The organism is Pseudarthrobacter sp. W1I19 (assembly GCF_030817835.1).
Classification (GTDB): Bacteria; Actinomycetota; Actinomycetes; order Actinomycetales; family Micrococcaceae; genus Arthrobacter.
Map to the genome: position 1 here is coordinate 4,290,585 of NZ_JAUSZR010000001.1, position 22,843 is coordinate 4,313,427.

The 22,843-nt window shown below is 67.0% G+C and carries 21 protein-coding genes; 8 read left to right on the forward strand and 13 right to left on the reverse strand.

Features of this window, described 5'->3' with window-relative positions:
• Positions 1-75 precede the first annotated feature (75 nt).
• Positions 76-1,368: a DUF6379 domain-containing protein gene (locus QF038_RS19845; protein WP_307612556.1), complete on the reverse strand. Its 1,293-nt coding sequence runs from the start codon at positions 1,366-1,368 to the stop codon at positions 76-78.
• Between the two features lie 117 nt (positions 1,369-1,485).
• On the opposite strand from QF038_RS19845, the gene QF038_RS19850 reads away from it, so the two are divergent.
• Positions 1,486-2,355, forward strand: coding sequence for a ThuA domain-containing protein (locus tag QF038_RS19850; RefSeq protein WP_307612558.1), 870 nt, complete (start codon positions 1,486-1,488; stop codon positions 2,353-2,355).
• A gap of 7 nt (positions 2,356-2,362) precedes the next feature.
• Here QF038_RS19850 and QF038_RS19855 read toward each other — a convergent pair whose 3' ends face one another.
• Together QF038_RS19855 and QF038_RS19860 are read right to left on the reverse strand one after the other, a co-directional pair.
• Positions 2,363-3,304: a carbohydrate kinase gene (locus QF038_RS19855; RefSeq protein ID WP_307612560.1), complete on the reverse strand. Its 942-nt coding sequence runs from the start codon at positions 3,302-3,304 to the stop codon at positions 2,363-2,365.
• Positions 3,305-3,306: 2 nt separating this feature from the next.
• Positions 3,307-4,200, reverse strand: a complete 894-nt coding sequence (locus tag QF038_RS19860; protein ID WP_307612562.1) for a DMT family transporter — start codon at positions 4,198-4,200, stop codon at positions 3,307-3,309.
• A 68-nt stretch (positions 4,201-4,268) separates the two neighbouring features.
• On the opposite strand from QF038_RS19860, the gene QF038_RS19865 reads away from it, so the two are divergent.
• The gene (locus QF038_RS19865) at positions 4,269-5,126 is read left to right on the forward strand and encodes a LysR family transcriptional regulator (protein ID WP_307612564.1); all 858 of its coding nucleotides are present in this window, start codon (positions 4,269-4,271) and stop codon (positions 5,124-5,126) included.
• A 72-nt stretch (positions 5,127-5,198) separates the two neighbouring features.
• On the opposite strand, the gene eda is transcribed toward QF038_RS19865, so the two are convergent.
• From eda to QF038_RS19895, 6 genes are all read right to left on the reverse strand, one after another.
• Positions 5,199-5,828, reverse strand: a complete 630-nt coding sequence (eda, locus tag QF038_RS19870; protein ID WP_307612567.1) for a bifunctional 4-hydroxy-2-oxoglutarate aldolase/2-dehydro-3-deoxy-phosphogluconate aldolase — start codon at positions 5,826-5,828, stop codon at positions 5,199-5,201.
• Positions 5,821-7,287 carry a mannitol dehydrogenase family protein gene (locus QF038_RS19875; RefSeq protein WP_307613541.1) on the reverse strand — a complete coding sequence of 489 codons (1,467 nt, stop codon included), beginning with the start codon at positions 7,285-7,287 and terminating at the stop codon, positions 5,821-5,823. Before QF038_RS19875 ends, eda begins: the two co-directional genes overlap by 8 nt.
• Complete coding sequence (locus QF038_RS19880; protein ID WP_307613542.1) at positions 7,275-8,210, reverse strand: PfkB family carbohydrate kinase; 936 nt, start codon at positions 8,208-8,210, stop codon at positions 7,275-7,277. Before QF038_RS19880 ends, QF038_RS19875 begins: the two co-directional genes overlap by 13 nt.
• Before the next feature lie 47 nt (positions 8,211-8,257).
• Positions 8,258-9,469, reverse strand: a complete 1,212-nt coding sequence (gene manD / locus QF038_RS19885; RefSeq protein WP_307612569.1) for a D-mannonate dehydratase ManD — start codon at positions 9,467-9,469, stop codon at positions 8,258-8,260.
• Positions 9,470-9,587: 118 nt separating this feature from the next.
• Positions 9,588-10,619, reverse strand: coding sequence for an L-idonate 5-dehydrogenase (locus QF038_RS19890; protein WP_307612571.1), 1,032 nt, complete (start codon positions 10,617-10,619; stop codon positions 9,588-9,590).
• The gene (locus tag QF038_RS19895) at positions 10,616-11,998 is read right to left on the reverse strand and encodes an MFS transporter (protein ID WP_307612573.1); all 1,383 of its coding nucleotides are present in this window, start codon (positions 11,996-11,998) and stop codon (positions 10,616-10,618) included. Before QF038_RS19895 ends, QF038_RS19890 begins: the two co-directional genes overlap by 4 nt.
• Positions 11,999-12,137: 139 nt before the next feature.
• On the opposite strand from QF038_RS19895, the gene QF038_RS19900 reads away from it, so the two are divergent.
• The 6 genes from QF038_RS19900 (at position 12,138) to QF038_RS19925 (ending at position 18,305) form a co-directional block, all read left to right on the forward strand.
• Entirely contained in the window at positions 12,138-12,863 is a 726-nt protein-coding gene (locus tag QF038_RS19900) for a GntR family transcriptional regulator (RefSeq protein WP_307612575.1), read from the forward strand.
• 278 nt (positions 12,864-13,141) lie between these two features.
• Positions 13,142-14,440 carry an ABC transporter substrate-binding protein gene (locus tag QF038_RS19905; protein WP_307612577.1) on the forward strand — a complete coding sequence of 433 codons (1,299 nt, stop codon included), beginning with the start codon at positions 13,142-13,144 and terminating at the stop codon, positions 14,438-14,440.
• 2 nt (positions 14,441-14,442) lie between these two features.
• Entirely contained in the window at positions 14,443-15,564 is a 1,122-nt protein-coding gene (locus tag QF038_RS19910; protein WP_307612578.1) for a Gfo/Idh/MocA family protein, read from the forward strand.
• Positions 15,561-16,505 (forward strand): PmoA family protein, encoded by a 945-nt coding sequence (locus QF038_RS19915; RefSeq protein ID WP_307612580.1) that lies wholly within the window; start codon positions 15,561-15,563, stop codon positions 16,503-16,505. Before QF038_RS19910 ends, QF038_RS19915 begins: the two co-directional genes overlap by 4 nt.
• Positions 16,502-17,242, forward strand: coding sequence for a cupin domain-containing protein (locus tag QF038_RS19920; RefSeq protein WP_307612582.1), 741 nt, complete (start codon positions 16,502-16,504; stop codon positions 17,240-17,242). The genes QF038_RS19915 and QF038_RS19920 overlap by 4 nt, the downstream gene beginning before the upstream one ends.
• Before the next feature lie 16 nt (positions 17,243-17,258).
• A complete protein-coding gene (locus tag QF038_RS19925) occupies positions 17,259-18,305 on the forward strand; it encodes a LacI family DNA-binding transcriptional regulator (RefSeq protein ID WP_307612583.1) in 1,047 nt (348 codons plus the stop codon).
• A gap of 9 nt (positions 18,306-18,314) precedes the next feature.
• On the opposite strand, the gene QF038_RS19930 is transcribed toward QF038_RS19925, so the two are convergent.
• From QF038_RS19930 to QF038_RS19945, 4 genes are all read right to left on the reverse strand, one after another.
• Positions 18,315-19,112 carry an alpha/beta hydrolase gene (locus QF038_RS19930; RefSeq protein ID WP_307612585.1) on the reverse strand — a complete coding sequence of 266 codons (798 nt, stop codon included), beginning with the start codon at positions 19,110-19,112 and terminating at the stop codon, positions 18,315-18,317.
• A 92-nt stretch (positions 19,113-19,204) separates the two neighbouring features.
• Entirely contained in the window at positions 19,205-20,209 is a 1,005-nt protein-coding gene (locus tag QF038_RS19935) for a ribokinase (RefSeq protein ID WP_307612587.1), read from the reverse strand.
• Positions 20,206-21,633 carry an MFS transporter gene (locus QF038_RS19940; RefSeq protein ID WP_307612589.1) on the reverse strand — a complete coding sequence of 476 codons (1,428 nt, stop codon included), beginning with the start codon at positions 21,631-21,633 and terminating at the stop codon, positions 20,206-20,208. Before QF038_RS19940 ends, QF038_RS19935 begins: the two co-directional genes overlap by 4 nt.
• Positions 21,634-22,683, reverse strand: a complete 1,050-nt coding sequence (locus QF038_RS19945; RefSeq protein ID WP_373461664.1) for a nucleoside hydrolase — start codon at positions 22,681-22,683, stop codon at positions 21,634-21,636.
• Positions 22,684-22,843: the final 160 nt, after the last annotated feature.

A 22,843-nucleotide genomic window follows, 5' to 3' on the forward strand; every position in this document is an offset into this window, starting at 1 on the left:
TGGGGGCGCGGAGGCTTGAATCGTCAAGAAGTCCGTTTGGCATTGTCTGTTCTCTTTGCTGGAAGGTGGGAAGGGTCAGGGAAGTTCGGAAGTTATGCGGCGTATGAGGGCATGCTGGCGGCGTACCTGCTCGATGGCCCGCCACGGTGTGCGCTCACCTTCGTATTCGCTGGAGAGGTAGCCGGTGTAGCCGGCGTCTTTGAGCGCCTTGAGTACGGGCAGCCAGGGAATCTGCTGGTCCTCGAGTTGGTCGTTGATGTCGTGGAACTTCGCCTGGACGAACACCACATACTGGGCAATCGCTGCGAAGTCGGCAGGGTCCACGCCGATGCCGTCCAGGAACGCGGGCCGGGTTTCGCGGGTCTCGCCGTCGCGCAGCGGGATAGGGCGGTCCTGGAAGATTCCGGTGTCGATGAGCAGGCCGAAGTTCTTGGTTCCGGTCCGTTCGATGAGGCTGATGTAGTCCTCGACGACGGGGTGCTTGATGGGCGTGGGCGAATGGATCTCGGGGCAGATGATGATCCCCAGTTCGTGGGCGAGGTCCAGGGAACGCTGCACCGATTCGGTCCAGATGGGGTCCGGAACCAGGTCGCTGGACACCACGCCGATCTTGGGCCGCACAAAGCCGAAGCCCAGCCGGTGGGCCAGCCGCAGGTCGCGCTGCAGCGCCTCTGCACCCTCGGCAGCTGTCATGCTCCGTCCCGGGTGCAGCCGGGTATCGATCCAGGACCCGTAGTTCGTGGGCTCCAGGGAGTACTTCTCCAGCAGGCTGAACCAGTTGTCGATCCACGCCGGGTCGGGTTCGGGGTAGCCGGGGACGTGGCCCTCACCGAGGATCTCGACGCCGGTCGCCCCCACGTCGGCGATGGAGGCCAACGCCGTTTCCAGGTCCATCACCGTGCCGTAGTCGCCCATGTAGCTGTAGAGGGAAACGCCGTAACGGAAGGTGCCCGCACCGCCCTCCGGGGCCAGCGTGACCGCACGGCTGACGCGGTGGACGGTGGGCTGGTGCTCCACGGGAATGTAGGACATGCGCAGCCGCAGTTCGATGGTGAGCTCATGGACGCCCTGCGGCAGGCCGCCGTCGAATGGAACGGTGACCACTGCCGCTTCCTCAAGGGGCCAGCGCACGCCGTCGCTTTCCCAGAGCTGCTGCAGCGTGTAGGTCCGCCCGCCGAAGGTCCACCGCGGAACGGCAGGGCCGACGTCGACGATGTTGCCCACCCGGACTGCAATGCCGTCGATCAGCGACGCGGCCATACCGCGGTAGGAAGGCATCCGGACACGGAACTGGAAGCCGGTCACACGCCCGCCCTCGGTGACGTTGCGGAAGCCGACGGACTGGATGAGGTCTCTTTCGAGAAGCATCGTTGCTCACTCTCTCTAGGTGCACACCGATCGTAGCATCGTTATGTCGCTTTCACACTAAAGTATGTAAGCTTTCTCCCTAACCCGCCCTTGCCGAATAGAAGGAGCTCAGAGCACATGGCCGATGTGTTGAACGCACTCATCCTCTCCGGGCATATGACCTGCGAGCACGACAACGAATTCCGCAGCTTCCGGGCCCACAACCAGTGGCTTACTACCGTGCTTGAGGACACGGGCCGGTTCCGCGTTCGCGTCATCGAGGACCCGCGGGGCCTCGGCGCGAACGTTATCGACAGGTACGACGTGGTCATCATTGTGTTCGAGGGCCGGGACGGCTACCACGAAAAGGCTGTCGGTTTCGGCGCTGAAACCGACGCGGCCCTGCTGAAGTTTGTCCACGACGACGGGAAAGGGATCGTCTGGTTCCACGGCTCCGCGGTGCAGGAGGACGACTGGGGTTACCCCGAGGAGTACAACATCATGCGGGGCGCGAAGCTCAGCGTTCCCACCGGGCTGCGTCCGCGTCCCTGGGGTGAGGCCCTGCTGCAGACGGCCCGGCCCCGCCACCCCATCGCGGAGGGCATCAGCGACACGTGGACGGTGACGGGTGATGACATCCTGACGGGCGTACAGCTGTACGAAGGTGCGGAGGTGCTTCTCTCAATGTTTGACGACCTGGAGTCGTACCAGAACGCGCCGATGTGGCCCATGCCCCACTATCCGGTGGCCATACCGGCGGAGGGCATCGAGGGTCTTCCCGGCATCAACACGCTGCAGCCCCTTGCCTGGGTCAACAACTACGGCGAAGGCCGCAGCTTCACCATCACCATCGGGCACGACATCGACACCTTCCGGCGGATCGAGTTCATCCGGATGTTCCCCCGCGGCGTGGAGTGGGCAGCCAGGGGCAAAGTCACCCTGGAAGGACCGGACCGCCGCGGTGAGCGTCGTTTCCTGCCGTGGCCCTACTACAACCGCGAGGGGTAACGAAGGCCTAACCCTCCCCCGAGGCCCCGTTCAGTTCTGCGCGTGTGGGCGGGTTGGCGCCCGGCCGGGACACCGTAACGGCTGCCGCCTTGGCCGCGTGGGCCAGGAGTTCGGCCAGGCCCTCGGCCGGGAGTTCGCGCAGGTCCTGGCGGTTCTGGGCACCGTCCAGGCCGCGGTCCACCAGGCCGGACAGCAGGGCTGCCATAAAGGAGTCACCCGCGCCCACCGTGTCTGCAACCTCAACCCTGGGCGCCTGGACCTGCGCCTCGCCGGCCCGGGTTATCCCCCACGGCCCCTCGGCGCCGCGGGTGACCACCACCATGGCCGGGCCCTCGTTGCCGCCCAGTTCCAGCCACCGGCGGGCGGCGTCCAGCACGTCCGTGTCCGGGTAGAGCCAGGCGAGGTCTTCGTCGGACGCCTTCACCACGTCAGCCAGTGACACGAACTTTTCCGTGTGGCGGCGCGCATAGTCCACGTCCGTGATGATGCTGGGCCGGCAGTTGGGGTCGAAGCTGATGGTGGCACGCGGGTGGGCGTATTCGACGGCGGCCAGCACGTCCGTGGCGCCGGGCGCCAACATCGTGGCGATCGAGCCGGTGTGCAGCAGGGTGGTGCCCTGCAGCATAAACGCCAGCCGGTCGGCGATGCCGGGCAGTTCCCAGGTGAGGTCGAACGTGTAGGTGGCGGCGCCGTCGTCGTCAATCAGGGCGGTGGCCACGCTGGTGGGAAGATCGTCCGGGCCCAGCGGAAGCATCACAGAACTGGAGCGCAGGTGCGCGGCGACGGAATCGCCGTACGCATCCCGGCCGTACCGGCCGATGAACTGCACCGGGTGGTCCAGCCGGGCCAGGCCCACCGCAACATTGAGCGGACTGCCGCCCACGTGGGCCTCGATCCCGGAGGCGCGCTGGACAACGTCGACGAGGCCTTCGCCAATAACTGTGAGCATGCTCATACTCTGCCAGAGGAGCGGCTGACCAGCACGTTACTAAGCACGATGACGCCGATTCCCGCCACTTCCCGCGCGTCAAGGCTCTGGCCGAGGATGAGCCAGCCCGCAGCGGCAGCCCAGACCGGATTGATGCTCATAAAGGTCCCGAAGAGGCCGGCGGGCACCCTGCGCAGGGTGATGATGTCCGCCGCGTAGGGGACAGCCGACGCGAGGATTCCGCACACCAGCGCAAGGCCGAGGGCGGCCAGGGTGGGCGGGTGCATGGCGAACCAGAGGAGCGCCAGCGGACCCCAGACGACGGCGGCCAGCACGCTCGCCGTCGCCGTTCCGCGAAGACCTGGGAGACGTTGCCCCACCGTCCTGTTAAGCAGGATGTAGGCGGCCCATGCGGCAGCGGCGACCAGGCCAAGGCCAATGCCGGGCAGGTCGCTGGAGGGTCCCGGGTTGGTGAGCAGGACGACACCGGCACCGGCCGCAAGGGCGCAGGCAATGTCCGCCACTCGGCGCGAGGCGCAGACGGCCACCGCCAGCGGCCCCAGGAATTCGAGTGTCACGGCAAGCCCCAGGCCCACCCGCTCCACCGCGCTGTATAGGCTCAGGTTCATCACGCTGAACGTGATGGCCAGCCCGACCACGGGCCACCACTCACGGCGCGTCAGCCCACGGAAGGACGGGCGGGCGACGGCGGACAGCACTGCCGCGCTGACCAGTTGGCGCACGGCGACCACCCCGAAAGGCCCGATGGCGGGAAATGCCAGCGCGCCGGCCGCCGCGCCGGCCTGGTTGCTCGCGGCGCTGGCGAGCATGAGGGTGATGCCAAAGCCGCGGCCGCGGGGCACTGCCTTACCGGACGCCGCTCCGGCGCCGGGCCTGGCTTTCGTTTTCTCGCGCATGGAATGAGGCTAGGGATTCTTCTCCCATCCGCATAATGCATTCTTCGACATCGCTATACGCTTTGGTTATGGACTGGAAGTTGCATGAACTGCGGGCCTTTGTTGCAGTCATTGATGCCGGCACCTTCACCGATGCCGCCATCGACTTGGGTGTCTCCCAGGCCGCTGTTTCGCGCGGAATAGCGGGCCTGGAGCGGAGGGCAGGCGGCCGGCTCCTGCGGAGGATGCCTCGGGGGTGCGAGCCCACAGCCCTGGGCCAGCGATTCCTGCCGCAGGCCCGGCGGGTGGTGGCAGAGCTGGACAAACTCGAGGACCTGCTCCAAGCCGGCCACACGTCGCTGCGGCTCGGCTACGCCTGGTCCGCCGTCGGAAAACACACGACTCCGTTGCTTCGAGGCTGGGCACGGGCGAACCCGGACATTGACCTGGAACTGGTCCGCCACAACTCTGCGTCCGGCGGGCTGGCTGAGGGGATGTGCGATGCCGCGATTGTCCGGACACCCCTGGATCCGCAGCGCTTTGACGCCGTCGTCGTGGGGCTGGAACGGCGGGTGGCCGTGTTTGCTTCCGATGACTCAGAATGGTCCCGGCGCCGGAGCCTGCGGATGAAGGACCTTGCTTCGCGCGAAGTCATTGTTGATCCGAGGACAGGCACCACCCGGAGTGACCTGTGGGCCAAGGGGAAGGGCCCGCACATCCTCCAGACCACCGGTCTGGACAACTGGCTGGACACCATCGCCGCCGGCAAAGGTGTGGGCATGACGTCGGAGGCCACAGCGGTCCACCATCCGCGGCAGGGCGTCAGCTACCGGCCGGTGAGCGACGGACCGCGCATCCCGGTCTGGCTCGCCTGGTGGCACGACGAACCGCCCACTGGAATCACCGCCCTGACCGACGCGCTCACGGGGCTCTACCAGGACGGCTAGCACCGCTGTGCCGCTGCCAGAGCGACGGCGGGAGGTCCCGCCGTCGTTCCTTCCCTCCGAAGGTTGGCCTGCTTAGCCTTTGCCCAGCGCGGCAGCCCCCTGCGCCAGCCGGGTAATCTGCGCCCAGTCCTCACCTTCCACGGCAGCCCGCGGCGTGAGCCAGCTCCCGCCGACGCACGTGACGTTCGGCAGCGCCAGGTAATCGGGCGCCGAGGCAAGGCTGATGCCGCCGGTGGGGCAGAACTGGACGGCCGGGATGGGTGCACCGATCGCTGCGAGGTAATCAGGTCCGCCGGCGGGCCCGGCCGGGAAGAACTTCATCGCCCTCAGGCCGCGCTCCAGGACGGCCATCACTTCGCCCACGGTGGCCACACCCGGCAGCACCGGTACGTCGAGCTGCAGCATGTGGTCCAGCAGCGACGGCGTCACGCCCGGGCTGACCAGGAACTGGGCGCCCGCGGAGACGGCGTCGTCTGCCTGGGCCGGGGTGAGGATGGTGCCGGCGCCCACCAGGATGTCCGGTACTTCGTTGGCAATGCGCTTCAGTGATTCAAGCGCGCTGTCCGTGCGTAGCGTCAGCTCGATGATGCGGACCCCGCCCTCAACCAGGGCGCGCGCCACCGGAACCGCGTGCTGCGGGTCGGCGATGGTGACCACCGGGATGACAGGGGAAACGTGCAGGACGCTGGTTGCGTCAGCCATGGATAATCTCTTTTCTCAGGCCATCCAGCCCGGTGTCGATGATGCGGTACCAGTGCGTCAGCAGGTCCGCGAAGGCGGTGTTGGCCGCGAGTTCCTCGGCGAAGATGCTGCGCACGCCCAGGAGGGCCGGCACCACGGTGGCGGCGGACCGCTCAGCGGGCAGGGCCTTCTGGAGCTCGTCCGCCAAGGGATCGTTCAGGACTGCGGCAGCAGTGGTGGCCACGTGGTGCATCCACGCGGCCACGGCGAGCGCGGCCCAGCGGGGCTCGCGTCCGGCGTCGAGCGTGGCGCGGGCAGTGGTCAGGAGCCGGAGGCCGATCTTCTGCGACCCGTCGCTGCCCACCTTGGCGGTGGTGTGGCCCAGCGCAGGGTTCGCGAAGCGCTCGAGGACCTGGGCGCAGTACGTTTTACCATCCAATCCCTGGGGGAGGCTAATGGTGGGCAGCGCGTCCTCGGCCATCATCCGCTGGCAGGCCACGCGGAAGGCCTCTTCCCCGACGGCGTCGCTGATAGTCGCCTTGCCGCTGGCCAGGCCCAGGTATGCCAGCATCGAGTGGCTCGCGTTGAGCAGACGCAGCTTGGCCGCCTCCCACGCAGCCACATCGTTGCTGAACAGCGCCCCGGCCTTCTCCCAGGCGGGCCGGTCCCCCGCGAAGTTGTCCTCGATGACCCACTGCATAAAGGGTTCGGCCACCACGGCGGCCTCGTCCCGGAGTCCGAGTTCACGTTCGACGGCGTCAAGGTCACCTTCCGTGGTGGCCGGCACCATCCGGTCCACCATGGTGCTGGGGAAGGTGACGTTCTCCTCGAGCCAGGCAAGCAGCGGCCCGGATTCGTCCTCGGGCAGGGCGGCGGCGAATGCCCGGGCCAGTGTTCCGGTCAGTTCACCGTTACCCGGCAGGTTGTCGCACGAGACCACGGTGAGCGGTCCCCCGCCGGCCAGGGCCCGCTTCTGGATGCCGCGGGTGACCTGTCCAATGGCGGTCAGCGGCGGGTTCCCGGCAAGATCGGCCTGGACCTGCTCGTCTTCCAGGTTCAGGGAACCGCTGTGTGGATCGATGCGGTAGCCCTTTTCGGTGACCGTGAGGGTCACCACCTTGGTGCTGTCTGCGGCGATCCGGTCCACGACGGCATCCGGCTGGTCCCGGCCGGAGATGGCCTCCACGATGCTGGACACCACGCGCAGCGGCGTGGCCCCGCTCCCCCGCTCAGCGACGCAGAAGAGTCCGTCCTGCGGGGCCAGCTGGCGTGCAACGGTGTCTGAACGCTGCGTGACCCCGATGATCCCCCAGCAGGAATCGCCGGTGGTGAGCATGGCTTCTTCGGTGAACACCGCGGTGTGGGCGCGGGCGAAGGCGCCAAGTCCGAGGTGGACGATTCCGGGCCGGATGGTCCGGTCTGCGAGGGGCGTGCGGTGTTTGCCGTTGCCGGTAAGGGAGGCGGCGCTCAGGCGTGTGATGGCGCTGCTCCTTCCGGTGCCAGGCTGCTGGAAGCGTGGGCGCGGGTTTGCTCCAGCGTGGGGATGAAGCCGGTGCCGCCCTTGCCGCCCACCACCAGTGACGCAGCTGCTGCACCGTACCGCGCCGCGGCGGGAAGATCATCGCCAAGGACCAGGCGGGCGGTGAGGGTGCCGACAAAGGCGTCGCCCGCGCCGGTCTGGTCCACCACTGCCGGAGCCGGAATCGAGTCGATCCAGGTTTTGTCCTGGCCTTCGCCGTCCAGTTGGATGCCGTCGGCACCGCAGGTAACAGCGACGTTCCGCGCACCCAAGCTGCGCAGCTTCGCGGCAGCCTCAACCGGCGTCGGGCAGTCCAGGAGGGCCGACGTTTCGCCGGGGAAGGATGGAGTCACCACGAAGGCGCGGGGCGCCAGCTGCAGCAGTGCCGCCGTCGCCTCCTCCACCGAGGTGAGGCGGGGGCGGAAGTTGGGATCGAACACGAAGCGCCTGGCCACGGCGGCGGCCTTGAAGACCGCCGCCCGCGATGACTCGGAGATAGCGCAGGCGATGCCTCCGGCCACCACGGCGCCGGCAGCGGCGAAAATGGCCGGGTCCACGTCGTCGGGCCCCAACGTGGAGCCGACGCTCCCGGTGCGGGCGTACGAGAACTCGCGCTGGCCGTCCGGGTCGCAGTGGACCAGGTAGACGCCCTGCTGGCCGCGGCGGAACTTCAGCAGGTCCGGGGAAACGCCGAGCTCCACGATCCTGGCGGCGATCGCCTTGCCCAGGTCGTCGTCGGTCAGCACGGACAGGAGGCCCACGCGGGCGCCCGCAGCAGCCGCTGCCGCAGCGACGTTGAGGGCGTCACCGGAGATGCCGAGCTGGGCGGGGACGCCGTGGCCGAACGCCACGTCGGTGGCCACCTCAACCAGGATCTCCCCCATCACGACGACGTCGAAGGGCTCTTGCTTCGGGTGTTGCGTTGGAATGCTCACCAGTCGTGCACCGATCCGTCGAGCCGCCGGTTGATGGGCAGGTACTTGGGGTCGAACGGGAATCGGGCGGCGGCTTCCTCGTTGAATTCCACGCCGATGCCGGGAGCATCGCCTGGGTGCATGTAGCCGTCGTTGAAGGTGTAGGAGGTGGTGAAGACTTCGTTGGCAGGTTCCCGGTGGCCCATGTACTCCTGGATGCCGAAGTTGGGGATGCTCATGTCAACATGCAGGGCCGCGGCGAAGGAGGCCGGCGAGAGGTCGCCGGCGCCGTGTGAGCCGGAGCGCACACCGTAGAGGTCGGCGAGGGAGAAGATCCGGCGCAGGTGGGTGATGCCGCCGGCGTGCGACACGGAGGTGCGGATGTAGTCGATCAGCCGTTCGGTGATCAGCTGCTGGCAGTCCCAGATCGAGTTGAACACCTCGCCCACCGCGATGGGCGTGGTGGTGTGCTGGCGGATCAGGCGGAACGCGGACTGGTCCTCGGCCGGCGTAGGGTCCTCGATCCAGAAGGGCCGGTACTGTTCCAGCGAGGCGCCCAGCCGGCCGGCCTCGATGGGGGTCAGGCGGTGGTGCACGTCGTGCAGCACGTGCACGTTGTAGCCGAACTGTTCGCGCACATGCGCCATCATTTTTGGCGCGAAGTCCAGGTACGCCGTTGTCTCCCACGTGTCCTCCTGGGGAACGTTGCCGCTGGCGGGCTCGTAGAGTTTGCCGTCCACCGGCGCAATTCCATAGGTCTTCTCAAGGCCGGGCACGGCGGCCTGCGCGCGGATGGCCTTGTAGCCAAGGTCCAGGTGCTGCTGGAAGTCGGCGCTGAGGTCCTCCAAGGTGGAGCCGCTGGCGTGGCCGTAGACCATCACGCCCTCGCGGGCTGCGCCGCCCAGGAGTTCGTACACCGGCATGCCGGCGGCCTTGCCCTTGATGTCCCAGAGCGCGACGTCGATGGCGGCGATGGCGGTCATGGTCACCGGGCCGCGGCGCCAGTAGGCACCTTTGTAGAAGTACTGCCAGGCGTCCTCGATGCGGCGCGCGTCCCGGCCGATCAGCAGCGGGCAGAGGTGCTCGGACAGGTAGGACGCCACGGACAGCTCGCGCCCGTTCAGGGTGGCGTCGCCGATGCCGGTGATGCCGTCCTCGGTTTCAATAACGAGCGTGACGTAGTTCCGTCCGGGCGACGAAACCACTACCCGTGCGTCGGTGATCTTCACTGGTTGGTCCTTCAGGTGGGTGGGAGATAGAGCAAGTAGGTCGCAGTAAGTGTCGTTATGGGCCGCCATAACGACACTCACTGCTACTTAGTTGGGCGGGGGTGGGTGTTAGGGATGGTCAGCTAGCGGTGAGGCGGAGCATGACCTTGCTGCTGCCGGCGGCCGGATCCGCCGAGACACGCATGGCTTCCTCGGCCTGGTCGAGATCGAACGTGTGGGTGATGACCGGTGACACGTCGAGGCCTTCGGCCATGGCGCGCAGGGCGTCGGTGATCTCGTCCACGAACCGGTAGGAGCCGATCCAGGTGATCTCGCGCGTCACCAGGTCACCCAGTGCCGCGGGGGCGGGGGCGCCGGGCAGGTTGCCCACCTGGACGATGGTGCCGCCGCGGGCTGTGGCGCGCAGGACCCCGCCGAGCACTGCCGGAATGCCGGTGGCCTCGAATACAAGTTCCATGTCCTGCGGGAGGGAGCCGCCGCCGGAGACGTTCAGCACCTCGTCGGCACCCATGGCCTTCGCAATGGCCAGTGACGCCTCGCTGATGTCGGTGGCGATGACGTTCCTGGCGCCGGCGTGCTTGGCTGCTGCGACCACCAGGGACCCGATGGGGCCGGCGCCGTTCACCAGGACGTCCCGGCCAGCGAGGCTGCCAGCCCGGCTGACGGCGTGAAGGGCGACCGCGAGGGGTTCGGCCAGTGCGCCGTGCAGCGTGTCCACGCCCTCGGGCAGCGGCCGGACCTGGGAGGCGCGGGCGAGCTTGCGTTCGCTGAAGCCGCCATCAGTATGGGGGTCGAAGGCGGCCGAGCCGAAGTACCGGATCTGCGGGTAGAGGTTGGTCCGGCCGGCGAGGCGCTCCGGCATGGTGCCGTCGCCCACCAGTTCCGCGGGGTGGACGGTGACCGGCTGCCCCACCTCAAGGTCCGTGACGCCGGCGCCCAGTTGCGCAATCCGGCCGGCCACCTCGTGGCCGAGGACCAGCGGCGACTTCAGTACAGCTGTCCCCGAGCCGCCGTGGCGCCAGTACGAAAGGTCAGATCCGCAGATGCCGCCCCATTCGACGTCGAGCACTACTTCCCCGGGACCGGCAACCGGCTCGGGCCGTTCGTCAATGCGCAGGTCGTTGGCGCCGTGGACTACAACGGCTTTCATACTGCGTCTTCCAGGCGGACCATGTCGCGGCCGCGGACCTCGGGACCAACGAAGGCCGAGATGAGGGTGATCAGTGAGTAGGCGACGAGCATCGCGGCCAGGGGCCACCAGTGACCGGTGATCGCGGTGAGCGTGGCGGCCAGCAGCGGCCCGATGGCGGTGGCGAGGATGCCGCCGATCTCCTTGGCGAGCGCGAGCTGGGTGAAGCGGGTCCGGGCGCCGAAGAACTCGGCCATGGTGACGCTCTCCATGGCGAAGAGGCTCAGTACGCCCAGGTTCAGTCCTACGACCATCGCGATAGTGATGAGTGTGGTGTTGCCGCTGGTGACCATCAACATCATGGGAATGGCGAACAGTGCAGTGAGGGAGCTGAGTGCCAGGTAGAGCGGCCGGCGGCCGAAGCGGTCACCCAGGAGGCCCATAACCGGGATGGTGAGGAAGCCGAGCAGCGAGCCGTACATGATGGCGCTGGTGGCCACGCTCTTGTCCACCAGGAGGACGGTGGCGATGTAGCCCACGAGGAAGGTCTGCACGAGGCCGGAGTTGCCTGCCTGCCCGAAGCGAAGGCCCAGGGCGATCAGGAAAGCCTTGCCCTTGCGCTGGTGCAACGCAGCCTCGATGGTGCTGGTCTTTGCCAGTTCCTGCGCCGCGGCAATTTCGCTCTTAGACAGTGCAACGCCATCGACGACGTCGGCGCGCTCTTCGAAGACCGGGCTTTCCTTGAGGGAGCGGCGGACCCAGACGGCGAAGATCATCAGCACGAAGCTGAACAGGAACGGCAGGCGCCAGCCCCAGGCCAGGAGCTGTTCCTCGGAGAGCGTTGCGGCCAGGATTGCCCAAATGGCAGATGCGGCGAGGGTTCCCGAGTTGGTGCCCAGGCACACGAGGGAAGAGATGAGGCCGCGGCGGCGGGCGGGAGCGAACTCAGCCAGCATCACGGTAGCGCCGGCGATCTCGGCGCCGGCACCGAAGCCCTGTGCCAGGCGCAGGGCCACCAGCAGGATGGGGGCCCAGATGCCAATCATGGCGTAGGTGGGAAGGACGCCGATCAGCGTTGTGGACGCACCCATCAGGGCGATAGTGATGAAGAGGACCTTCTTGCGGCCGATCCTGTCACCCATCCGGCCGAAGTAAACGGCACCCGCAAGACGGGCAACATAGCCCACGCCGTACGTTGCCATGGCGGCGATGAGGCCGATGACCGGACTGACGTCGGGGAAGAAGAGCTTGTTGAAGACGATGGCTGCTGCCAGTGAGTACAGCTGGAAGTCCATGAACTCCATGGCCGTTCCCAGCCAGCCGGATACGGCGACTTTGGCCAGTTCGCGAGTGGGTTTTGCTTCCGCTTTGGTGTTGGGGGGCGCAATGCTTTCGGTCATCAGGTGCTCCTTTGCAGGCGATGCGAACGAAGGGGATAAAACGGGGGACGCCGGCGGGCCTTCACACAGTGACCAGCAGCACGTTCTACTACCATACAAGCACTACCATTCTAGTGTGTCAACCACATAGAATGAGGTCATGGCTAGGGATAAACGAGGTGCGGCTCCACGGCTCTCAGTACGCGACCAGACCTTGGAGACGCTGCGGCGGCGCATCATTTCGCTGCAGCTCCCCCCGGGCGAACCGCTGTCCGAGAATGAACTTGCGCAGGAACTGGGCGTCAGCAGGACCCCGGTACGCGAGAGCCTGATCCTGCTGCGCGAGGAGGGCCTGGTCCAGGTCTTCCCCCAGATCGGTTCGTTTGTGTCCCTGGTTGACCTGGCCCGGGTGTCCGAAGCGCAGTTCGTCCGGGAGGCCATTGAATGCGCGTCGCTGCGCGATCTTGCCGTGGACAGCCCGGGCATTGCCGGCCTGCGGGAGATTTTGAAGGCCCAGTCGGAGGCCGATGCCGCCGGCGACGTGGAGGAATTCTTCCGGCTGGATGAGGACTTCCACCGGGAGCTGCTGCGCCTCGCGGGACACGAGTCCGCCTGGGCGGCCGTCAACTCCGCCAAGGCCCACCTGGACCGTGCCCGCCGCCTCAGCCTGCTCGACACCCGGCCCGTGGCCACCCTTATCGAACAGCACACCGCCGTGGTGGACGCGCTGGAGACCAACAACCTGAACGACGCCGACAGCAGCCTCCGACTTCACCTGCGGGGCGTCTTCGAGGACGTCCAGCGCATCCAGGAATCCACTCCTGAACTTTTCTCCGACGGTGCCGCGCCACGTCCCGGCCGGCGGAGCGTCGCACGGCTGACGTAGCAAGGCGCCCGTCACTTCTTCAGGCCTCCGGCAGGCCCCTTGCAAATGGGCAACGACGGCAGCGGCTCGGCTTTTCTCCGGTCCATAAAACCAGTCCGCTCAAGCGTTGACAGAAAAGTGACCGATAACTAATACTGGTGTTACCGATCACTTTCCTGGCCGGCCGGCGATCGGAAGTCTTTGTGCTGAGAACCTATCCTCCCCATGCCATGCACCATCTTCGGAATCCGGGAAGAACCGCCGCAGTGGCCCGTCCTTCCGGCAAGAAAGGTCTGCCTGTGAACCACCAACCAACCCGCCGGACTTACCTGTTGCTCTCCGCCGCCGTCGCCGCGTCTGCCATGACCCTGTCCGGCTGCGCGGCCGGCGCCACTCCTGCTGCCGAGGAAACCGGGCCCGTCACCATCCGCTTTACCTGGTGGGGCGGCGACGCCCGGCAGAAAGCCACCCAGAAAGTCATCGACGCCTTCGAGGCTGAGAACCCCAACATCACTGTGGTGGGCGAATACAGCGACTGGACCGGCTACTGGGACAAGCTCGCAACGCAGGTGGCAGCCAATGACGCGCCGGACATCATCCAGATGGACGAGAAGTACGTCCGCGAATACGGCGACCGCGGCGCCCTGCTGGACATCAAAAAACTAGCCGGCCTGGACACCTCCGGCATCGACCCGGACACCCTCAAGAGCGGTGAGGTGGACGGGGAGCTTGTTGGCCTGGTTACCGGCATCGCCACGTTCTGCATCGCTGCCAACCCCGGCGTCCTGGCCAAAGCCGGGGTGCCGCTGCCGGATGACACCACGTGGACGTGGGAGGACTACCGGAAGATCGGCCAGCAGATCAGCCAGAGCGGGGCAGGCACGGGCGTTGGCGTGCAGTACGGCGACCAGGACCTCTATATCTGGGCGCGCCAGCACGGCGACCGGCTTTACGATGACCGGGGCAACGTGGTGATCAAGCCTGAAACGCTCGTCTCGTTCTGGCAGAACGTCCGGGACCTGTCCACATCCGGTGCCGGCGCCAAACCATCGGCCATCATCGAAAGTGCCACCGCTTCGCTGAACCAGACACCCCTGGCCAAAAACGAGATGGGCTTCTCCGGTGTGTTCAGCACCCAGCTCACGGCTTACTCGGGCGCCAGCGGGCAGGAGCTGAAGCTGCTGCGCCTGCCCGGCGAGTCTGACGCCGCAGAACGCGGGGCCTATTACAAGCCATCCATGTTCTGGTCCGTCTCATCCCGCACCAAACACCAGAAGGCGGCGGAGAAGTTCCTGAACTACCTCACCAACAGCCAGACCGCGGCCGACATCATGCTCACTGAACGCGGCATCCCCGCCAACGCAAAAGTCCGCGAAGCCATCGCCGCCAAGCTGAACCCCACGGACAAGGCCGCGATCGAGTTCACCAACGCCATCGCCGACGAGGTCAGGCCAGCCCCGCCCATCACGCCTGCCGGCGGCAGCACCATCACGGACATCCTCAGCCGCTACACCTCGGACATCCTTTTCGAACGCACCACCCCCGAAAAGGCCGCCGGGCCCTTCATCGACGAGCTCTCCTCCTCACTCCGGAAGTAGAAATGACCCACCCCAGCAATCACGACGCCGGCACGCCACTTCGCGTCGCCTTCATCGGAACCGGCGGCATCGCCAATGCCCACACCGAAGCACTCAGGCAGCAACCCGGCGTCGAACTAGCGGCAGCGATCGACGTGGACCCCGCGCGTTCGGAGGCCTTCGCCGGCAAGTGGGGCGTCGCCCGGACCGCGGCAAGCCTGGCAGAAGCGATCGACGGCGGTGCGCTGGATCTCGTGGCCATCTGCACTCCCCCCTCCAGCCACTTTCCGCTGGCGCTGGAAGCGCTGTCCTTCGGTTTACATGCCGTCATCGAAAAGCCGCCGGCCTTGTCCCTCAGCCAGATGCGGCAGCTGGAAGCCGCGGAGCAGGCGTCCGCCGGCTCGCTGAGCTGCATTTTCCAGCACCGCTTCGGCTCGGGCGCGCAGCGGCTGCTCGCACTCCAGCAGTCCGGGGTCCTGGGCAGGCAGCTGGTGGGCACCTGCAACACCCTCTGGTTCCGCGACCAGCCATACTTCGATGTTCCCTGGCGCGGGCTCTGGGATGTGGAGGGCGGCGGGCCTACCCTGGGCCACGGCATCCACCAGTTCGACCTGCTCCTGCACCTGTGGGGTCCATGGTCCGAAGTGACGGCCTTCGCCGGCAAATTGGCGCGCACAACAGATACGGAGGATGCGTCAGGGGCGGTGGTCCGCTTCGAATCCGGGGCTATCGCCACCGTGATCAACTCGGTTATCTCCCCGCGGGAAACCTCCTACCTTCGGTTGGACTACGAGAACGCAACGGTGGAGCTCGAACACCTTTACGGCTACAGCGACCACCACTGGAAGGTGACCCCGGCACCGGGCCAGGACGCCGTCGTCGGCCTCTGGAACGAGGGCGCGGACCACCCCAGCGGACACCCGGCGCAGTACGCGGTGATCATCCGCAGCCTGCAGGCCGGGGAACCGGCTGCTGTCTCCATCTCAGACGCCTATGCCACCATGGAGCTGGCGGCCGCGATCTACGCGTCGAGCGTCAGCGGGACCACGGTTTCGCGCGGCCAGATTGACGAGTCGAGCCCGTTTTTCACCCGCATGGACGGACACCTGGAACCCTGGAAACAAGAGGAAGCACTCGAAGCATGAGCACCGAAGCCGCACTCAGCTGGCGCGACAACAACCGATCCCTGACCGTGTCGCTCGGGGATGTGGAGATCGCCACCTACACGTACGATGCCACGGACGAACAGCGCGAGTCGCCGCGCCCCTTCTTCCACCCGCTGCGCACCACGGCGGGCGAAATGGTCACCGCCTACCGCCCGTGGGACCACGTCTGGCACAAGGGCATTGCCTGGTCCCTGCCCCACTTCGGCGATGACAACTTCTGGGGCGGGCCCAGCTACCGCCGCGGCAAGGACTACACGTGGCTGCCCAACAACGGGAGCATGCGCCACGGGCGCGTGATCGAAGCAGGGCTCGACGGCGGCGCGTTCCGTTTTGCCCACACGCTGGGCTGGTGGACGCAGGCCGGCAAGCACGTGGTTGAGGAAACCCGCACCGTCCGGATTGCCCCGGGCGCCAACGACGCCTGGACGCTGGTCTTCGAAACGGAGATGACGAATGTCTCCGGCGGTGAGATCCACATCGGCTCGCCCACCACCGAGGGGCGGGAGAACGCCGGGTACGGCGGACTGTTCTGGCGGGGCCCGCGCGAATTTACCGGCGGCCGCATCGTTGGCCCGGGCGGAGCCACCGGCGAAGCGCTGCGCGGGACCCGCGGCCCATGGCTGGCATTCGTAGGCCAGCACGATGACACCTGCCGGTTTTCCACGGTGCTGATCGCTGACGCCACCACCAACGCCCAGCACCCGCCGGAATGGTTTGCCCGGTCCGAGCCCTTTGCCTGCTTTGGCCCTGCCCCGTTCTTCAGCAAGGAGGTCACCTTCGCCGCCGGGGAAACAATGGTCAACCGGTATGCCGTGGTGATCGCGGACGGCGACTCGGACCAGGAGCGGCTGGACCATCTCGCCACCCTGGCCGGGGAAACCCTGCATTCTAAAGCTGTGGCGGACCGGACCAGGGTATGACGACCCAGGCACTCCCCTTCCCCGGCAGTGTGGGCCTGACGCGCGTGAGCGTTTACGACTGGGAAGCCAGTGACGGGGTGTGCGGCGGTTCTCCCCATATGCATACCGCGTCCACCGAGGCGTACCTGGTGCTGTCCGGATCCGGACGCGTTGAAACCATCCGGGCCTCAGGGTACGCGTCCTATGACCTGGCCCCCGATGACCTGCTCTGGTTCAGCCCGGGGACCATCCACCGGCTGGTCAACGGGGACAACCTGGAGATCCTGGCCATCATGCAAAATAGCGGACTGCCGGAGGCCGGCGACGCCGTCTTGACCTTCGAGCCGGAGGTCATTGCGGACGCCAAGCGGTACGCGCGGGCAGCAACGCTCGACGCCGGCCCCGCCTCGCCGTCGTCCTCGCTGCCTGCTGCAGCGCGCGCCCGGAGGGACGCAGCGCTGGCCGGCTACCTGCGGCTGAAGGAGGCCGCGCAGGCGGGTGACGTCGGCGCCGTGGAGCGGTTCCACCGTGACGCCGTCCGCCTGGTGCAGGCACGGGTACCGGACTGGCATGAGCTGTGGAAGGAGAGCATCGCACCCGAGGCTGCCCGGACGGAAGGATGGCTTGCCGACCTCGCGGAAGGCAGGTACAGCCACTTTAAGGATGCCGCCGTCACCAGGAGCGCGCCTTCCAGCGGGGAGCGCGTCCTGGGGATGTGCGGAATGCTGCAAAAATGGGACAGCAACGGCAGCAGGTGAAGGGACACCACCGGACATGGCGCAGGAAGCAGTGGCACAGGAAGCCGTGACACAAGGCAAAACAAAAGCGCCAACCATCTACGATGTGGCTGCGCTTGCGGGCGTGTCCCACCAAACCGTGTCCCGGTACTTCAAAGCCCCGGGCGGGCTCAAGCCGGCAACGCTGGAGCGCGTGGAACAGGCCCTCGCCGAGCTTCACTACACTCCCAACCTGGCAGCCCGCTCATTGCGGTCGCGGGAGCATTACCGGGTGGTAGTGGTGGTGCCGGAAGCCTCGCTGTATTTCCCCGCCCGGATGCTGAATGGAGCCGCCGCGGCCGCCCATTCGGCCGGTTACCGCGTGGACGTGGTGGCCATTGAGGGAACCGCCGAAGCCCGCGCGCACCAGCTGGAAACCCTGCTGGGCGGCGAGGACATCGCCGGTATCCTGTCCTTCGTCCCCAGGCCCAAGGGGAGCCCGGCCGCCCGGCAGTCCGCGGGTGTTCCCATGGTGGTGGCCGGGGAGTACGACAACAAGATGCGTGCGCGGGGCAGCCTGGCGGACGGCGCTGCGGCACGGAAGATCGTTGAGCACCTTGCCTCGCTGGGACACCGGAACTTCTTCCACGTCGCCGGGCCAACAGCCTGGCCGTCGGCGCGCAACCGGCGGGCTGTCTACGAGGAAACAGTGGCCGAGCTGGGCCTGGTATCGCTGGGGGTTGCAGTGGGCGACTGGTCTCCGGCCTCCGGCTACGCGGCCGGGCGGAAGATCGCGGCCATCAAGGAGGTCACCGCGGTTTTCGCGGCGAACGACCAGATGGCCATCGGCGTCATCCGGGCCCTGCATGAACATGGCCTTGCGGTGCCGGATGACGTGAGCGTGTTCGGCTGGGATGACATGGCCGAGTCCTCGTTCCTGATCCCCACCCTGTCCAGCGTGCACATGGACCTGGAGGCGCTTGGGGTCCGGAGCATGTCCGAACTCATCGCCCGGATCCGGGGGCAGCAGCCCGCCACTGAGGCACTGTCCCTGGCGCCGATGGAGCTGGTATTCAGGGAATCAACGGCTCGGGTGCGGGCTTAGCGCTCCAGGTCATGCCAGCAGTTCCCGGACCAGTTCCCGGCACTTTTTATAAGCTGGTTCGCCCGGATCGATGAGTGCGAAGTGGTCGCCGGGCACCGTGACCAGCTGGGCCGGGACCTGTCCGCTGAGGCTGGCTTCCACGTACGTTTCGGACATGGCGGGGGGCACGTCGTCGTCCTCGGTTGCGTGGACGGCATAAACCGGAACGTCCAGCGGGAGCGCGGCCATCGGGTCCGCGTACCGGTGACGGCCCGGATATTCCGACGACGGACCGCCCAGCAGGTTGGCCACCGCACCGTTGCTGAGGTGGAGCCTTTCGGCCTCTGCCAGGTTGAGGACGCCGGACTGGCTCACCACGCCGGTGACGCGGACGCCGCCGTCTCCGGCCCCCACCTCACGATGCTCAGCCTCCAATCCCAACCCGCCCAGCCGGTCCCGGCCTGCCACCCACACGGCCAGATGCCCACCGGCCGAATGCCCGAGGGCCACCACTTTGGCCACATCCAGGAAGTGGGATTCAGCGAGCTCTGCAAGCTTGTCGATGCCCGCCAGGATGTCTTGGAATGTACCCGGCCAGCCGCCACCGTTTCCGGCGCGGCGGTACTCCAGGTTCCACGCCGCCATGCCGTATCCGGCAAGGTCCGCAGCCAAAGGCTGCCCCAACTCGGCGCCGTACTGCGGGCGCCAGTAGCCGCCGTGAATCACCACCACCACGCCGCGGTGGGTACCGCCGTCGGGAAGCTCGGGAAGGAACAGTTCGCCCCACTGACTGGGGTCACCGCCGTAGTTATACCTGTGCCGCTGCACTGCATCCCCTCTTGTTGGTGCCACGGACGTCCCGTCCATACGCCTGAGCCTGCCTACCTGCTGCCATCGTTGGGTGTAGGCCAAAATTCGGGCTAGCCGAGCAGACGCTCGACGTCAGCCGCTTCGGGATACGCCGCCTGCGTCCCCTTCCGGGTGGTGGCCAGGGCAGCCGCCACGGAAGCGAAGGCGGCAGCATCGGCGAGCCCGTCGCCGGCCGCGAGCCGGACGGCAACGGCGCCGGTAAAGGCGTCGCCCGCGCCGGTGGTGTCCACGGCGGAGACCTTGATGGGCTTCACAAAGGTGACGAGGCGGTCCGGCGAGGCAAGCGAGTCCAGCACCACGGAGCCGTTCGAACCCAGCGTCACCAGCACCTGACGGATCCCCCGTTCAGCGAACCTTTCCCGGACGGCATCCCACTGGGCGGCACGGGCATCGGCACCCGGGACGGATGCCCCCGGGCCGAGGAACAGCGCGGCTTCATGGGCATTCACCAGCAGGACGTCCGTCAGCTCAGCCAGGGCTGCCGGGATGTGCGCGTACGGCGAGAGGTTCAGCAGGACTGTTGCGCCGGCGTCGTGCCCTGCCTGCGCTGCGGCCAGTACTGTCTCCATGCCGACTTCAAGGCAAAGGCACACGACGGCGGCCTCCGCCAGGACGTCCGAGGCCTCTCCCACGTCTGCCGGTGAGAGGGTGCCGTTGGCGCCGGCGGAGATGATGATGTTGTTCTCGCCGTTGGAATCCACGGCGATCACGGCGACGCCCGTTGGCTCGTACGACGTGCGGACATGCCCTACGTCCACACCCGCTCTCGCCGCTGAGGAGAGCAGCATGGCGCCGTTGGGGTCATCCCCCACCGCGCCCACCAGGCTAACGTTCCCGCCCAGCAGGCTGGCGGCCACTGCCTGGTTGGCGCTCTTGCCGCCCGGGTTCACGGCGAACCCGTTGCCGTGCACCGTCTCACCGGGCAGCGGGAGGCGTTCGCAGTAGATGGTGAGGTCGGCGTTCAGGGAGCCGACGACGACGATCCTGCCCGGCTGCCTGTCGTCGCCTTGATTGGCGCCCGGGTCAACGGCGGCTGGCTCAGCGGCGGCGCTCATTCGGCCACCTCAGCCTCAACGGGCTTGGGGATCAGCAGCGAGGCGGCGAACGCCGCCGCGGTGAGGGCCAGACCGACAACTACAACGGTCAGGTAGGACGCCTTCGCATCCCCAAGGGCCGACGTCGCCACCAGCACGGCAGGCAGCACCAGGAAGCTGAGCCCTGCGCCGAGGTTGAAGGCGCCGGCGTTCATGCCGGGCAGGAAACCGGGGTTGCCGGCGGGCGAGAGGACAACACCGAGTCCGTTGAGCATGATGTTGACCGTACCGGCGTACATGATGCCCAGCAAGACCGTGCCGGCAATCATCAGGGGCAGGCTGCTGAGGCCGAAGAACGCGATGATGGCGAGGGCCGCGATGCTGCCGAGAAGCCCGATGCGCAGCACCTTGGTGTAGCCCAGCACGGGAGCGAGCTTGCCGCTGAGCGGTCCAACGATCCAGCCTAAAAGCGCGTACGGGGTGAGGATGATCAGCGACATTTCGGTGGGGCCGATGCCAAAGCCGGGGTCGGCGGCCTGGACGTAGGCGGGGACAATGCCGTTGATGACGGCGAAGATGCCGGTCATGGTCAGGGTGGTGGTCAGCAGCGGCGCCCACGTGGAGCGCTGGCGCAGGTGCACGGTTTCCACCATGGGCTGGCCGGACCGCTTCTCCACGGTCCAGAAGGCGTAGAACGCGGCGGCGGACACCAGGACCAGCACAATGCTGAGCATCAGGGTGCTGGAAGAGAAGGCACCCACCAGCTTCGACCCTTCATTCAGGGCGGTAAGCAGCGCGCCCACGGCCACCACAATGAAGAACACACCCAGCCAGTCCATCCGGGTGCCGGCGGCGGGCTTGCTTTCGCCGGCCAGGAACGCGATCAGTGCCGTGGCAACCAGTGCCAGCACCACCATGAGCCAGAAGATGCTACGGAAACCGAAGTGCTCGGCGAAGTAGCCGCCCACAAAGGAATCGACGCCGGCAACGCCGCCATTGACCGCCGTAATGAGCCCCATGAGCGTGCCGTACTTGCGTGGGTTGGTGACGGCGGAGCGCAGCATGATCAGGCACAGCGGCACGGTGGGTCCGCTGATGCCCTGGATGATACGGCCCACGAAGAGCCAGGTGACGTCCGGCGCGAGGGCGGCAATGACCGAACCGACGGCCATCAGCAGCATCATGCCCACCAGGACCTTCTTGCGGCCGATGATGTCGCTCAGGCGGGGCAGGAACAGGGAGAACAGGGCGGCCGCGGTGAAGAACCACGTCTGCGAGAGGCCGATGACCGCTTGGTCCGTGTTGAGCTCCTCGCCCATGGTCACCAGGGCCGGGCTGAGCATCGAGGCGTTGAGCTGGAACGCCACGCACGCGGCCAGCAGGGCAACCATCAGGGCGGTGACGTTGCCGCGGCCGGTCTTTGCTTCAGTAAGGGTGGCAGTCATTTACTTGACCCCTCCCACGACGACGTCGGTGCGTTCCGGGCGTACGACGTCGGCCGCCTTGCCGCTGCTGTTTATGTCGCCGCTGCCGGGTTCGCCGATGCGTTCCAGCGCGTCGGTGACCAGGTTCCAGAACCGTTCGTGGTCCAGGTCCACGGCGACGCTGGTGTGGCAGTCGGCCGGCGCGGGGGCGCGGAAGTCGGCCACCGTCATGCCGAGCGTCAGGGTGCCCTGAAGTTCGATGTTGACCGGCACTTTGCGGGTGCTGACGATGCTGGGGTCGATTACGTAGGCCACGGCGCAGGGATCGTGGACGGGCGGGAAGTCGAAGCCCTGGGCGTCTTTGTAGGTGTGGGCGAAGAAGTCCATGAGCTCGGTGACGAACTTGGCAGGCTTGGTGCCGATGGCCGCGATCTTTTCCACCACGTCCGGGGTGGCGAGCGCCTGGTGAGTCAAGTCCAGGCCCACCATCACCACGGGCCACTTCTCGTTGAAGACAATGTGCGCGGCCTCGGGATCGATGATGATGTTGAACTCGGCCACGGCGCTCCAGTTGCCCACGTGGTAGCCGCCGCCCATCAGGACAACTTCCTTCACGCGTTCCACGATGCGGGGTTCCTTGCGGGCGGCCATGGCGATGTTGGTCAGGCCTGCGGTGGGAACCAGGGTGACGGTGCCTTGTTCGTGGGCCATCACGGTGTCGATGATGAGGTCGACGGCGTGGCGCGGGTCCAACCCGATGGTGGACTCGGGGAGGGCGGGGCCGTCCATGCCGGACTCGCCGTGGATGTCCGGGGCGGTCTCGATGCTGCGGACAAGGGGACGGCCGCACCCGGCGGCGAAGGGAACGCCGGTGATGCCGGCGATGGTGCCCACGGCCAGGGCGTTGCGGGTGACTTTTTCGAGGGTCTGGTTTCCCACCACGGTGGTGACGGCCAGCAGGTCGATGTCCGGGTTGCCGTGCGCGAGCAGCAACGCCACAGCGTCGTCATGCCCGGGGTCGCAGTCAAGAATGATCTTCTTGCGGGGTTTGGGGTCCACGATGTTCTCCACGTCTTTGGGGCCCGCGCCAAGTGCAGACACAGCTGCGCGGGGAGTTGAAGCGTTCAGGAGTGATCATGGCACCGTTAGCAACGTCACGTCAAACGCTTGACGTTCATGCAGGTCAAGCGCTTGATGCGAACACCCAAAAGAAAAAGGTAAGCCGGGCGGG

Excerpts from the sequence above, each read along its gene's own strand:
- QF038_RS19845 (WP_307612556.1), bottom strand. The coding sequence starts at position 1,368 with ATGCTTCTCGAAAGAGACCTCATCCAGTCCGTCGGCTTCCGCAACGTC.
- QF038_RS19850 (WP_307612558.1), top strand. The coding sequence starts at position 1,486 with ATGGCCGATGTGTTGAACGCACTCATCCTCTCCGGGCATATGACCTGC.
- QF038_RS19855 (WP_307612560.1), bottom strand. The coding sequence starts at position 3,304 with ATGCTCACAGTTATTGGCGAAGGCCTCGTCGACGTTGTCCAGCGCGCC.
- QF038_RS19860 (WP_307612562.1), bottom strand. The coding sequence starts at position 4,200 with ATGCGCGAGAAAACGAAAGCCAGGCCCGGCGCCGGAGCGGCGTCCGGT.
- QF038_RS19865 (WP_307612564.1), top strand. The coding sequence starts at position 4,269 with ATGGACTGGAAGTTGCATGAACTGCGGGCCTTTGTTGCAGTCATTGAT.
- eda (WP_307612567.1), bottom strand. The coding sequence starts at position 5,828 with ATGGCTGACGCAACCAGCGTCCTGCACGTTTCCCCTGTCATCCCGGTG.
- QF038_RS19880 (WP_307613542.1), bottom strand. The coding sequence starts at position 8,210 with ATGGGGGAGATCCTGGTTGAGGTGGCCACCGACGTGGCGTTCGGCCAC.
- QF038_RS19890 (WP_307612571.1), bottom strand. The coding sequence starts at position 10,619 with ATGAAAGCCGTTGTAGTCCACGGCGCCAACGACCTGCGCATTGACGAA.
- QF038_RS19895 (WP_307612573.1), bottom strand. The coding sequence starts at position 11,998 with ATGACCGAAAGCATTGCGCCCCCCAACACCAAAGCGGAAGCAAAACCC.
- QF038_RS19900 (WP_307612575.1), top strand. The coding sequence starts at position 12,138 with ATGGCTAGGGATAAACGAGGTGCGGCTCCACGGCTCTCAGTACGCGAC.
- QF038_RS19910 (WP_307612578.1), top strand. The coding sequence starts at position 14,443 with ATGACCCACCCCAGCAATCACGACGCCGGCACGCCACTTCGCGTCGCC.
- QF038_RS19915 (WP_307612580.1), top strand. The coding sequence starts at position 15,561 with ATGAGCACCGAAGCCGCACTCAGCTGGCGCGACAACAACCGATCCCTG.
- QF038_RS19920 (WP_307612582.1), top strand. The coding sequence starts at position 16,502 with ATGACGACCCAGGCACTCCCCTTCCCCGGCAGTGTGGGCCTGACGCGC.
- QF038_RS19925 (WP_307612583.1), top strand. The coding sequence starts at position 17,259 with ATGGCGCAGGAAGCAGTGGCACAGGAAGCCGTGACACAAGGCAAAACA.
- QF038_RS19935 (WP_307612587.1), bottom strand. The coding sequence starts at position 20,209 with ATGAGCGCCGCCGCTGAGCCAGCCGCCGTTGACCCGGGCGCCAATCAA.
- QF038_RS19940 (WP_307612589.1), bottom strand. The coding sequence starts at position 21,633 with ATGACTGCCACCCTTACTGAAGCAAAGACCGGCCGCGGCAACGTCACC.